General features: G+C 45.5%; 12 protein-coding genes and 1 tRNA gene. All 13 read right to left on the bottom strand.

What is annotated here, in order from left to right; translation table 11 throughout:
• Positions 1 to 17 precede the first annotated feature (17 nt).
• The 13 genes from M0R47_RS04875 to nqrF all read right to left on the bottom strand — a co-directional run bounded on the left by M0R47_RS04875 (position 18) and on the right by nqrF (position 13,108).
• Positions 18 to 530, bottom strand: a complete 513-nt coding sequence (locus M0R47_RS04875; protein WP_292551082.1) for a M23 family metallopeptidase — start codon at positions 528 to 530, stop codon at positions 18 to 20.
• Between the two features lie 216 nt (positions 531 to 746).
• A complete protein-coding gene (gene pnp / locus M0R47_RS04870) occupies positions 747 to 2,825 on the bottom strand; it encodes a polyribonucleotide nucleotidyltransferase (RefSeq protein WP_366513169.1) in 2,079 nt (692 codons plus the stop codon).
• A gap of 100 nt (positions 2,826 to 2,925) precedes the next feature.
• Positions 2,926 to 3,195 (bottom strand): 30S ribosomal protein S15, encoded by a 270-nt coding sequence (rpsO, locus tag M0R47_RS04865; protein ID WP_292551079.1) that lies wholly within the window; start codon positions 3,193 to 3,195, stop codon positions 2,926 to 2,928.
• 122 nt (positions 3,196 to 3,317) lie between these two features.
• On the bottom strand, positions 3,318 to 4,289 hold the full coding sequence (gene truB / locus M0R47_RS04860) for a tRNA pseudouridine(55) synthase TruB (RefSeq protein ID WP_292551076.1): 972 nt from the start codon (positions 4,287 to 4,289) through the stop codon (positions 3,318 to 3,320).
• A 5-nt stretch (positions 4,290 to 4,294) separates the two neighbouring features.
• A complete protein-coding gene (rbfA, locus tag M0R47_RS04855) occupies positions 4,295 to 4,663 on the bottom strand; it encodes a 30S ribosome-binding factor RbfA (protein WP_292551074.1) in 369 nt (122 codons plus the stop codon).
• Positions 4,664 to 4,668: 5 nt separating this feature from the next.
• Positions 4,669 to 7,296, bottom strand: a complete 2,628-nt coding sequence (gene infB / locus M0R47_RS04850) for a translation initiation factor IF-2 (RefSeq protein WP_292551071.1) — start codon at positions 7,294 to 7,296, stop codon at positions 4,669 to 4,671.
• A 10-nt stretch (positions 7,297 to 7,306) separates the two neighbouring features.
• Positions 7,307 to 8,824: a transcription termination factor NusA gene (gene nusA / locus M0R47_RS04845; RefSeq protein WP_292551068.1), complete on the bottom strand. Its 1,518-nt coding sequence runs from the start codon at positions 8,822 to 8,824 to the stop codon at positions 7,307 to 7,309.
• Entirely contained in the window at positions 8,814 to 9,299 is a 486-nt protein-coding gene (gene rimP, locus M0R47_RS04840) for a ribosome maturation factor RimP (protein ID WP_292551141.1), read from the bottom strand. The genes nusA and rimP overlap by 11 nt, the downstream gene beginning before the upstream one ends.
• Before the next feature lie 170 nt (positions 9,300 to 9,469).
• Positions 9,470 to 9,546 (bottom strand) — tRNA-Met (locus M0R47_RS04835).
• A gap of 58 nt (positions 9,547 to 9,604) precedes the next feature.
• Positions 9,605 to 11,065 (bottom strand): exodeoxyribonuclease I, encoded by a 1,461-nt coding sequence (gene sbcB, locus M0R47_RS04830; protein WP_292551066.1) that lies wholly within the window; start codon positions 11,063 to 11,065, stop codon positions 9,605 to 9,607.
• Between the two features lie 68 nt (positions 11,066 to 11,133).
• Positions 11,134 to 11,529, bottom strand: a complete 396-nt coding sequence (locus M0R47_RS04825; protein WP_292551062.1) for a CBS domain-containing protein — start codon at positions 11,527 to 11,529, stop codon at positions 11,134 to 11,136.
• Between the two features lie 34 nt (positions 11,530 to 11,563).
• A complete protein-coding gene (gene nqrM / locus M0R47_RS04820) occupies positions 11,564 to 11,758 on the bottom strand; it encodes a (Na+)-NQR maturation NqrM (RefSeq protein WP_292551059.1) in 195 nt (64 codons plus the stop codon).
• Positions 11,759 to 11,887: 129 nt separating this feature from the next.
• Positions 11,888 to 13,108 (bottom strand): NADH:ubiquinone reductase (Na(+)-transporting) subunit F, encoded by a 1,221-nt coding sequence (nqrF, locus tag M0R47_RS04815; protein WP_292551055.1) that lies wholly within the window; start codon positions 13,106 to 13,108, stop codon positions 11,888 to 11,890.
• Positions 13,109 to 13,113 lie beyond the last annotated feature (5 nt).

Below are 13,113 nucleotides of genomic sequence, written 5' to 3'. Positions count from 1 at the left end.
CCGTGGAAAGTTTCTATCTACGGTGGAGTTAACAGTGTAACGGGATCAATGTAAAACATTCTACTCCAGGGCTGCGGCTTTCTTTCGTCGTATTGCCAAAACAATGGAAACAAGCTACGGATAACAAAATGCAAATGCGGTGGTTTCCCTTGTGCATTGCCGGTATTTCCGACGTTACCAATAACATCCCCCGTGCTGACTAGTTGTAGGCTGTGGGCGTTTATCCGCTGTAAATGAGCATAATAATAAAAACGCCATTTCGCACCCAATATCACTATGACATTGCCGCCCATGTCATTAAAGCCAGTATAGACCACTACGCCGCTGCTCGCCGCCAACACTGGAACTCCTTCTTTGGCGAAAATATCAATGCCCTTATGCGTACCGGAACGCCCCCAAGGATGATACCAGAATGATGCCGGATTCCAGTCGGCGGCGCTCGCTCCCTGTACCGGAATCTTGTGGCTTGCCGGAATTAGAAAGCCACCGCCAATCACTATGGATAAAAGGATCAAAGGTGTTATTTTCATGGCTTTGTATATCACTTTTGCGTTTGCTGAAAATACTATCGCATGCCACAACGCACTTACTATATAGCGCTGAATGCGAATATACTTTCCTATCGCTTATTAGTCGCCCTAAACTTTCATGTGAGTTAAACGAAAAAAGGGATTGCGACGAATCACAATCCCTTTTTTTTCACCCTTAAGCAGCCCTTTTGTAAAGGACTGCAAACAAAGCGCGGGTTACTCTACTTCAACTTCTTTCATACTCAATCTGACTCTGCCTTGGCGATCTATTTCGAGCACTTTGACTTTGACCACATCGCCTTCATTGAGTCTGTCGCTGACTTTATCAACGCGTTCATCCGAAATTTGCGAAATATGAACCAAGCCGTCTTTACCAGGAAGTATGGTAACAAATGCGCCGAAGTCCATTAATCTGACTACTTTGCCTTCGTAGACTTTACCAACCTCAACTTCTGCGGTAATTTCTTCGATAAGGCGGCGTGCTTCTTCACCGGCAGCTTTATCAACGGATGCCACTTTAACGATACCGTCATCGGTCAAATCAACGCTGGCGCCAGTCTGCTCGGTAATGCTGCGTATGGTCGCGCCGCCTTTACCGATAACTTCGCGGATTTTGGCCGGGTCGATCTTGAATGTGATAATACGCGGTGCAAAGTCGGACATTTCTTCACGGGTGTTAGCCAGTGCTTTATTCATTTCTCCAAGGATATGCAAACGACCGTATTTTGCTTGATCCAGAGCTGATTTCATGATTTCTGCGGTAATGCCGTCTATCTTGATGTCCATTTGCAGAGCGGTAATACCGTCCACTGAACCGGCAACCTTAAAGTCCATATCACCCAGATGATCTTCATCGCCCATAATGTCGGACAACACGGCAAAATTGTCGCCTTCTTTAATCAGGCCCATCGCAATACCGGCAACCGGTGATTTAATGGGGACACCGGCATCCATTAACGCCAAGCTGCTACCGCAGACTGAAGCCATAGAGCTTGATCCGTTGGATTCAGTGATTTCAGAAACCACGCGAATGGTGTACGGGAATTCATCCATATTAGGCAGTACGGCGGCAACGCCGCGTTTCGCCAAGCGGCCATGACCAATCTCACGGCGTTTTGGTGAGCCGACAAAACCGGTTTCGCCAACGCTGTACGGAGGAAAGTTGTAATGCAACATGAACGGCTCTTTGTATTCACCGGCCAATGCATCAATGATTTGGGCATCACGCTGTGTTCCCAGCGTTGCAACCACTATAGCTTGAGTTTCGCCACGGGTAAACAATGCCGATCCGTGGGTTCTGGGCAATACGCCGGTTCTGATGGTAATCGGTCTGATTTTATCTAATCCGCGTCCGTCAATACGTTTGCCTTCGTTAAGGATAGCGTTACGAACGATGCTGTATTCCAGATGTTCGATAATGCCGCGTATATCTTTTTCCGCATACTCGCCATTTTCCGTCAGTTTCTCAACCACGGCATTTCTAATTTCTCTCAATTTTTCTTGTCTAACCAGTTTTTCCGCGACTTGATAAGCGGCCTTAATGCCAGCTTCAACTTCTGCAGTTACCAGTTTTTTGAGTTCGGCATTAACTTCGGGAGCTACCCACTCAACAACACCTTTATCCGCAGCAGCTGCAAATTCGTTAATGGCGCTAATGGCGACCTGCATTTGCTGGTGGCCGAATAAAACCGCACCCAGCATCACTTCTTCAGACAGATTGTCAGCTTCAGACTCAACCATTAATACGGCATGCTCCGTTCCGGCAACAACCAATTCCAGTTGCGATTCTTTTAAGGCACCAGGGGATGGATTTAATAAATATTCTCCGTCCTTATAACCCACAGTGGCTGCGCCTACTGGTCCGTTAAAAGGCAAACCTGAAATGGCCAAAGCAGCGGAGGCGCCCAATAAAGCTGGAATTTCAGGATTAACTTCAGGATTAAGCGATACGACTGTCGCTATGATTTGAACTTCGTCAGTATAGCCCTCTGGAAAAAGAGGGCGAATAGGACGGTCAATCAGACGAGACGTTAATGTCTCTTGTTCACTAGGACGCCCTTCTCTCTTGAAAAAGCCGCCTGGAATTTTACCGGCAGCGTAAGCTTTTTCTTGATAATTAACAGTCAGCGGAAAAAAGTCGCCGCCGTTTGGCTGTTTTTTACCGACGACGGTGACCAACAGTGTCGTACCATCTACGTCGATCATAACAGCGCCGTGTGCTTGACGTGCTACTTCACCAGTTTCTAATTTAACGAGTCGATCGCCGTACTGAAATTCTTTCCTGATAGGGTTCACTATAAGGTTCCTTTGTGTAGAAGTTGTTTAAAAATTGGTTCAATCCATGAAATGTTAAAACAGAAACGGCACAAGACTCTGTGCCGTTTCTTTGCCCATATTACTTACGTAATCCGAGGCGTTCAATCAAATTACGGTAACGATTTACGTCTTTATTTTTCAGATAATCCAGTAACTTACGACGCTGATTAACCATGCGCAACAATCCACGACGTGAATGATTGTCTTTTTTGTGTTCTGCAAAGTGTGGTGTTAAATGCGTGATGTGTGCTGTCAATAAAGCAACCTGTACTTCAGGTGAGCCTGTATCGGATTCTGATTGACGATACTCTTCTACGACCGCTTTTTTTTGTTCTGCTGTAAATGGCATTTATAATCCCTATTTAGATTAAAAATAAAAAATAAAGCCGCCAATATGGCGACTCCTTAAGTACACTGTTTCCACGATAGGGTGTAGAAACAGATGTATTCTTTCTGCCTGAGGATACAAACTCAGAGCAGTTCGTTACTCAAATTGAACAACTTTTTCGGCGCTAGTTTACCATCCCTTAGCATTTCCCCCAAGCCTAAAAAGACCGCATTATTGTACATGCGCACTGTACCTTGGCTCCTTTCCAGGCTTACACTCGTTCCGTTCGTCATGGACTCATCAGTGGGCAAAAAATTAAGCGATTGGCCGTGCTTTATGCAAATTGTCTGTTCATCAGACAACTGCACAGCAGGCAATGCTTCAAGAGGCTTATCGACGTTAATCAGGCATTGAAGCAAGCTTTGCTGATCCATATCTGTCAACTGTTCGATGGTTTTGGCGTTTTCAATGCTGAATTGCCCCGCCTCCAATCGGCGCAGTTCTTTTACCGTTCCGCCGCAGCCCAAAGCGTGCCCGATGTCTTCGGCCAGAGAACGAATATAAGTGCCTTTTGAACAAAATACGTCCAGCGTTAATAGATCCGGTTCCGAAGCTAGAGTTCGGGGATCGGTCAGCAGTTTCAATTCAAATATGTTAATACGCCTGGCTTTACGGTCAACGGTTTTGCCTTCCCGTGCCAGCTCATAAAGCTTTTTCCCGTTATGTTTTAAAGCCGAATACATGGGGGGAACTTGATCGATTTCGCCGGTAAACTTTTCCAGGCAGGCCTGTATATCATCAATAGACAGTTCGGGCACCGGCTTGGTTTCTATTACCGTACCCTCCCGATCTCCGGTGTCGGTCATTACCCCGAGTTGAACAACAACTTGATAGCGCTTATTGTCATCGAGCATTAAGGCCGACACTTTGGTCGCTTCGCCAAAACAAAGCGGCAACAAACCGGTGGCGAGAGGATCAAGACTGCCGGTATGTCCCGCTTTATTGGCATTAAACAAACGCCTGACTTCCTGCAAGGCTTTGTTTGAAGAAACCCCAAGGCGCTTATCTAGCAGCAATATGCCGTGAATATTGCACCCGGACTTGCGTTTGCTCATCTGAACTAGCCTTCGTCTTTGTCGCGCTTATCCAAACCGCTTAACAGTTCTGATACCCGCATGCCGGTATCAAACGAATCATCATAGTAAAAACGCAAATCGGAAATGTGCCTTAAGCGCATTCTCTTGGCCAATTGATGACGAATCACAGGCGCCAATTCGTTAAGCAATTTAATATTGGCTTTTTTGCCCTGCTCATCAACATTCAATACCGTGACATACACTTTTGCAACGGCAAGGTCTTTAGTGACTACAACTTCATTAATAGTAATAAAACCCAGCCTGGAGTCATCAATATCGCGTTGCAGAATGAACGAAAGTTCTTTCTGCATCTCAGATGAAACACGCGCGTTGCGACCAAACTCTTTTGCCATAAAATTTACAGTTCTCGTTTAACTTCTATGCGTTCAAACACTTCGATCTGATCGCCTGGCTGTACATCGTTGTAATTCTTTACACCGATACCGCACTCCATACCCATCTTGACCTCAGCTATATCATCTTTAAATCGACGTAAAGATTCCAACTGTCCTTCATAAATCACCACGTTATTTCGCAGGACTCGGATAGGCAAGTTTCTCTTAACATAACCGTCAACGACCATACAGCCGGCAACCGCGCCGAATTTCGGCGACCTGAATACATCGCGCACTTCGGCAAGACCGACAATTTGCTCTTTAATTTCAGGAGCCAACATACCACTGATGGCTTTTTTAACCTCATCAATCGCTTCATAAATGATGCTGTAGTAATGCAGGTCGATGCCTTTTTCTTCAATCAATCTTCGTGCGGCTGCATCAGCCCGAACATTAAAGCCCATCAAGATCGCGCCGGACGCCAATGCCAAGTTCGCATCGCCTTCGTTAATACCGCCGACGCCGCCAAAAACGACTTTAACTTCGACTTCGTCATTCGACAACCCGACCAAGGAGCTGCGTAACGCTTCCAGACTGCCCTGAACATCCGTCTTAAGCACTAAATTGACGCTGGCAATTTCGCCGGTAGTCATTCTGGAGAATACTTCGTCCAGTTTAGAGGCTTGTTGTACGGCGTGGCGAGACAGTTTTTTGCGGTCTTCACGATGCTTAGCCAAGTCTTTGGCAATACGCTCGTTTTGCACAACCAAAAATTCATCACCGGCATTCGGCGTACCCGAAAGCCCAAGAATCTCAACAGGCGCACAAGGTCCGGCTTCTTTAATAGGCAATCCGTTTTCGTTAAACATGGCTCGAACACGACCGTATTCATGACCGCATAAAACCATTTGCCCGCTTTCCAGGGTGCCTTTTTGAATCAGTACCGTTGCCACGACACCGCGGCCTTTATCCAGCCTCGACTCAATAACAATACCGGATGCCGCACCTTCAACAGGTGCTTTCAATTCAAGAATTTCAGTCTGTACAATCAATGCTTCAATTAAATCATCGATACCTTCGCCGGTTTTTGCAGAAATTTTCAGGAACTGCACATCGCCGCCCCACTCTTCGGCTAGCACGTTAATATTAGACAGTTCCTGCATCACTTTATCAGGATTCGCATCAGGCTTATCGATCTTGTTAATTGCTACGATAATTGGCACATTGGCCGCCCTGGCATGCTCGACCGCTTCCTTGGTTTGCGGCATAACGCCGTCATCGGCTGCAACCACTACAATCACCACATCGGTAACGTCCGCGCCTCTGGCGCGCATGGCGGTAAACGCGGCGTGACCCGGAGTATCTAAAAAGGTTACTGAACCATGATCGGTTTTTACCTGATAAGCGCCGATGTGCTGAGTAATACCGCCTGCCTCACCGGCAGCGACACGGGTTTTGCGAATATAATCCAACAGCGATGTTTTACCGTGATCGACATGACCCATGATGGTAACAATCGGCGCTCTCGGCAATTCAACGCGGTTATCGTCTTCTTGCGCCTCAGCCAGCATTTCCTGCTCAAGATCGTCATCACTCTGCATAATCGCTTTGTGACCCATTTCTTCAACCAAAATGGCCGCCGTTTCCTGATCTATGCTTTGATTAATAGTCGCCATAATGCCGAGTTTCATCAGATGCTTGATTACGATAGCCGCCTTAACGCTCATCTTTTGCGCAAGATCGGACACCATAATCATTTCCGGAATGGCAACCTCTTTAACGATAGGCTCAACCGGCATTTCAAATTGATGCTTGCCTTCCGGCTTCGCACTGACGCGTTCGTTCTTCTTGCCTTTTTTCTTGGCTTTTTTACTGTCTCTGCCGCCTGCTCCAGCATGGGAACCTTCTTCTTGTCTTTTTCTATGAAGAATTTCTTGTTTGGCTGATGCCTGCTGCCTTACTTTGTCAGCATTTCTTTTGATGGACTCTTCCAGACGAAGCTCTTTTTCCCGTTGTTTTTTCTTGGCTTCTTCCGCTTCTCTATCTAAAGCCGCTTCTTTATGACCAACTTCCAACACATCCTCAGCAGGTAAAGTCTCAACTCTTCCTTCAACTTCAGATTCAGGCTCAATAGTGACAGCGGCCTCAACCACTCCTTCAACAGGTTTAGCTTCAGGTTCTACAATAACGTCCTCTTTCTGTTGTTCCAGAACAACTTCCTCAGTCTTTAACAGTTCTTCAACTGGGGCAAGGTTTTCAACTTGTTGCCTAACCGGTTCCTGTAGAGCTTGTTTAGCTTGCTCCAAACTCTTTTGCTCAGCGGAATCGGCTACCTCGCTACGCTTTATATAAGTCTTCTGTTTGCGGACCTCAACAGGAATCGTCTTGGTAGTACTTCCTGGTATGCTCGCCTGCTTAAGCTCGCTTACCGTTCTTCGCTTTAAAGTCACTCGTTTCAGCGAAACTTCGGACGCACCTTCATTTTTACCGTGGCGTTTACGCAAATGCGCAAGAAGCTGCATTTTTTCGTCTTCGTTAATAACATCATCAGGGGCACTCGCAGATAATCCTGCTTCTTTCAGCTGCTCTAATAATCGTTCCAGAGGAATTTTTACCACCTCTGCTAATTGCCTTACCGTTTTATTATTCATCTCATACCCCTTACCTACTCGCCTGTTCCTCAGCAAACCAAGGCTCACGCGCCTTCATAATCAATTTTGCCGCCCGATCTTCATTCATTCCTGAAAATTTCAGCAAATCATCTACCGATTGCTCTGCCAAATCATCCATCGTAATTATACCTTGGCTTGCCATATCATAAGCCAATTCCCTGTCCATGCCTTCCATTTCCAATAAATCCTGCGCAGGTTCGGCTGTTTCTATTTTTTCTTCAGCTGCAATTGCGCTGATCAGCAAGGCGTCTTTAGCGCGGCTTCTAAGTGCCGTAACAAGCTCTTCATCAAAGCCCTCAATTTCCAGCATTTCGCTGACCGGAACGTAGGCAATCTCTTCAACCGTATTAAAACCTTCTTCAACCAGAATCAATGCAATCTCTTCATCGACATCCAACTGCTCAATAAACAACTGCTTTATCTTGTCAGCCTCGGCCTCACTGTTTTGTTCCGCTTTGGATGCATCAATGACGTTCAACTCCCAACCAGTTAACTGTGTTGCAAGACGTACATTTTGTCCGCCACGACCTATAGCTTGAGATAAATTGTCTGAACTTACCGCCAGATCCATACTATGTTTATCTTCATCGACAACGATGGATTGAATTTCTGCCGGTGACATGGCATTAATTACGAATTGGGCATCGCTTGGATTCCAAAGAATAATATCGACCCGCTCTCCGGCCAGTTCGTTTGAAACCGACTGCACCCTCGATCCTCTCATGCCTACGCAAGCGCCGACCGGATCCAACCTCGGATCATTACCTTTAACGGCAATCTTGGCTCTGGAACCGGGATCGCGCGCCGCGCCCATCACTTCGATCAAACCTTCGCCCACTTCAGGCACTTCAAGACGAAACAATGCAATCAACAATTCAGGTGCAGTTCTGCTGACAAATAATTGAGGGCCGCGAGGCTCTGAGCGCACATCCTTTAAATAACCCCGGATTCTATCGCCAATGCGAATGGCTTCACGAGGAATCATGTCTTCTTTGGCAATATAAGCCTCTACATGTCCACCCAAATCCAGATAGACACTGCCTTTTTCAATGCGCTTAACGATACCGGTGATCAGTTCGCCCACACGTCCTTTATAGGCATCGACAATTTTCTTGCGTTCTGCTTCCCTGACTTTGTGAATAATAACCTGCTTGGCAGTCTGCGCTGCAATGCGCCCGAAGTCGACAGATTCTATTTCCTCTTCCACCAAATCGCCGACCTGGACATCCGGATTATCAAGCCTTGCTACTTCCAGCAATACTTGCGTTTCAGGAAACTCCACATCGCCATCAATTTGACTGTTGGCATCAACCACTTCCCAAACTCTGTATGTAACATAGTCGCCGGTTTTTCTGTTAATGCTGACACGGGCTTTAATTTGGTTCGCGTGACGCTTGATTGTAGCTGCTTCTAATGCTGATTCTATGGCTTGGAAAACGATCTCTTTTTCGATATCTTTTTCATTAGAAAAAACATCCACTACCAACAAAATTTCTTTATTTGCCACTGCGCCCCCCTTTTTCAATTAAATACTCAGGAACCAAACGCGCTTTGCTCATCGCGACAAATGGAACCTCAAAAACCTGTTCGCCTTCCTTTAGCGTAATAATATCGTCCTCAACTTTTTCAATAACGCCCGTAATTTTTCTACGGCCATCTATTGCTTTAAATAAATTAACCAACGCCGTACTGCCAATATACCGTTCGAACTGACTCACTTTAAAAAAAGGCCTGTCTTCGCCCGGTGAAGAAATCTCTAACTGATAGTTGCCTTGAATTGGGTCTTCAACATCCAAAACACCGCTGATTTGATGACTGACCTTAGAGCAGTCTTCAACCAGAATCCCGTTATCGCTATCAATATAGATTCTTAACAGGCCATGTTTAGGATGAGGATTATATTCAATGCCTACGCATTCATAACCTAAACCTTCAACAATTGGCTCAATTAAATTAACCAAGTGCTCAGGAGCCTGTTTCATTTTTTCCTCACTTACTTTCGCACAAAAAAAAAGAGCCGACGGCTCTTCCATTAACAATCAACTGTGAGCTTTCAAATAATCAAAGCCCAGAAAACAAAAAACCCCAAAATGGGGTTTCTCAGCAACCAATCCCTAAGTCACTCAAACGCCTGCATCCATGCAGTTCTATGTGGTAGCGGGGGCAGGATTTGAACCTACGACCTTCGGGTTATGAGCCCGACGAGCTACCAAGCTGCTCCACCCCGCGATTGATTTGTGTATTATAGGCCATTTTTAAGGTTTGGCAAGCTATTTATCTATTCAGCTCAAATGAATGGCTTAGTGAGGCCCAAAAACTGCATTTTCTCAAGCGCATAAGTTTCCAAAACATTAATAATCTGTGTATTTGTATTTTCGTCTCGACACAGTTCCTGCAGTCGATTGAAATAATTATCGAACACAATGCCGCCCCCGGTTTGACGGCCTGTTAGCCTGTTTATACAGAACTCATTCCATCTTTGCAACTCTCCCGCATCCAACGTTTCAGGATAATTTCTGGCACGATATCTAAATAACATTTCCGGCAATCGACGATCAGCAAACCTAAATTCAGATTTTGCTAATTGTTCGGGTGAAAATCCCCTGATTTTGGCCATTTGATTCTTATCATGTTCAGAAAAAAAACCGCCACTGTATATTTCCAGATCAGGATCAGAGTCTTGTTCGGTGTATGCTGAACCACTAAAAACAGCCGCCAACTTTTCAGACAAGCCGGGAGCAGCTTTAAGCTTATCGATATTGGCGTAGCAAAACGCCAGATCGATATCCAGGCGCTGCGCATCCTCCGGCCCGATGACAGACACGGGCGCCAAGACAGGGCATTTATTAATGTGCACGGTTTTTAGCGGAATTCTTTCCACGCCTTCCGGCAAGTCCGCAGTTGCAGTAAATATCCTTTGCTGGATTTCTTCCACCGTCAAGCTAAGCATCGGCTCAGGATCAACGGATAAATCATAGACAATTACGCCGTTGGTATTGATAGGATGCTTGCAAATCGAAAGCACTACAGCCAGACAATTTTTAACGGCCGGGTATTTGCCTGAAATATGCACGACAGGTTTAAAACTGCCCAACTGAAGCAATCTAAGTGCTTCAGCTTTAACCCGATGCTGCAACAAAAACTGATAAAGCTTGGGCTGGGCCTGCTTAACCAACTTGGTAATTGCAATGGTGGCATAGACATCTGAAAGCGCATCATGCGCTGCTTCATGGGCTATATTGTTAGCACGAGTGAGTTGATCCAACCTAAAACTGGGACCACCCTCTTCGTTAACAGGCCAAACGATGCCATCCGGACGCAGAGCTTTTGCAGCCCTAACCACATCGATTAAATCCCACCGGGAGTTGCCATTTTGCCACTCTCTTGCGTAGGGATCGTAAAAATTGCGATAAAGACAATTGCGAGTAACTTCATCATCAAAACGAAGACTGTTATATCCGAGGGTACACGTATTAGGCCGAGCCAATTGCTCATGAATCAAACGAATAAACTCGGCTTCACAGACACCTTTTTGCTCCGCAAGCTGTGGTGTAATACCGGTAATTAAACAGGCATCGGGATGAGGCAGGCAGTCTGTCGCAGGCTTGCAGTAAACAACCAAAGGCTCATCTACAATATTAAAATCTAAGTCGGTACGAATCCCGGCAAATTGAACCGGTTTGTCTCTTCGAGGATCCGTACCGAAAGTTTCATAATCATGCCAATAGAAAGTCTGCGCATCACTCATTATTTTTTGACGGCCATAAATACTGAAAACGCCGCACAAGCCGCTACGACGACGGTTACCTTAAAACCTTAATGAATTGAAGCCAGAGCCCTTAAAACATCCGTACGACTGACAATCCCCACCAGCTCATGGTCCTGAAAGACAGGAAAACTCCTGACTGAAGTTTGCTGGAACTTCTCCGCCAAATCGACAATGCTGGATTCAGCATCCACGCTAATGATTTCTTTAGTCATGTAATCGCCAACCTTGCCAGTCATGCTTTGGTTATAAGCTGCTTCCAAAACAATATTCATGACGTCTTTTTCAGAAAACATGCCCAGCAATCGGCCTGATTGGTCAACAACAGGAGCACCGGTAATTTTATGATCCAGTAGTTTATTTACTGCATCAACTACATCATTATCCTTTGCAAGTGTAACCAATCTTTTTGACATGTAATCTGCAACAGTAATTTTTGCCAACATGATAAACTCCTGCGTTGTTTGTTATTGTGAAATCCTAAGATCCTTGATTCAAACGAGCTTCCGCTTCCATTTTCTTTCTTTTATCACATTTTTCCACGCAAACACAATCTGCACCGTTTGCCGCGCCGCCACACGATCCTTTAATCGCGCGCCTACCAAAAATAACGCCTATCGCCATAATAGCAATAACAACAGCCATGAACACAAAAGTCACTAAAAAGTAAGTCATGGTACCACCTCATAAGTTTGTAAAACCGACAATAAAAAAACGAGGAGCAGGTCAAGCCGCACTCCTCGTTTAGTTTGATGCTTTCATTCTCTCCCGTCTATTAAACAAGAAGAGAATTTATTAGATTACTTATCCGCCGAAATCGTCCAGCAGGATATTTTCAGGCTCTACGCCATTATCCAACAGCATCTTGATTACCGCCGAGTTCATCATCGGCGGTCCGCACATATAAAACTCACAATCTTCCGGAGCCGGATGATTCTTAATATATTCTTCAAAAAGAACATTATGAATAAAGCCGGTATAGCCTGTCCAATTATCTTCAGGCAATGGATCCGACAATGCAACATGCCATTCGAAATTTTCATTTTCCTTGGCCAGCATATCGAAATCTTCTACATAGAACATTTCGCGCTTACTGCGAGCACCATACCAGAAGCTCATTTTACGCTTGGATTTCAGCCTGCGTAATTGATCGAAGATATGCGAACGCATCGGCGCCATACCCGCACCACCACCAATAAAGACCATTTCGGCATCAGTTTCTTTTGCGAAGAATTCACCATAAGGACCGGAAACAATACATTTATCACCGGGTTTCAGGTTAAAGATATAAGAAGACATGATACCTGGAGGTACGCTATCCGGCGCGCCGGGAGGCGGTGTCGCAATACGTACGTTCAGCATGATTTCTTTTTCTTCAGGATAACTTGCCATCGAATAAGCGCGCAACGCAGGCTCTTTTACAGTAGAGACATAGCGCCACAAGTTAAACTTATCCCAGTCATCGCGGAATCGTTCTTCGACGTTGAAATCACTGTATTTAGAAACGTGCGGAGGACATTCGATTTGAATATACCCGCCCGCGCGATACTTGATTTCTTCGCCTGCCGGCAACTCCAGCACCAGTTCCTTAATGAAAGTGGCAACGTTATCATTCGATTTAACCGTGCATTCCCATTTTTTAACGCCGAAAACACTGTCTTCGACTTCAATGTCCATGTTGTGCTTAATCGAAACCTGGCAAGCAAGACGCTCGCCGTGAGCCGCTTCCCGCTTACTGATATGGCTTAATTCAGTGGCTAAGATTTCACCGCCGCCTGAATTGACTTTCACCTTGCATTGCCCGCAAGTCCCGCCGCCGCCACAAGCCGATGAAACAAACAAACCGTTATCAGCCAAAGCAGTTAATAATTTAGACCCTACAGGTACATGAATTTTCTTTTCATCATTGATAAGAATTTCCACATCCCCTTCAGCGACCAATTTGCTTTTAGCACCGATAATTACAAATACCAGCGCAATTACAAAAGCCGTGAAAATAATAATCCCTAATAGAATTTCAAGCATGCCGC

This window comes from Methylobacter sp. (assembly GCF_023227905.1).
Lineage (GTDB): Bacteria > Pseudomonadota > Gammaproteobacteria > Methylococcales > Methylomonadaceae > Methylobacter_A.
This window is presented reverse-complemented; position numbering and strand designations above follow the sequence as displayed.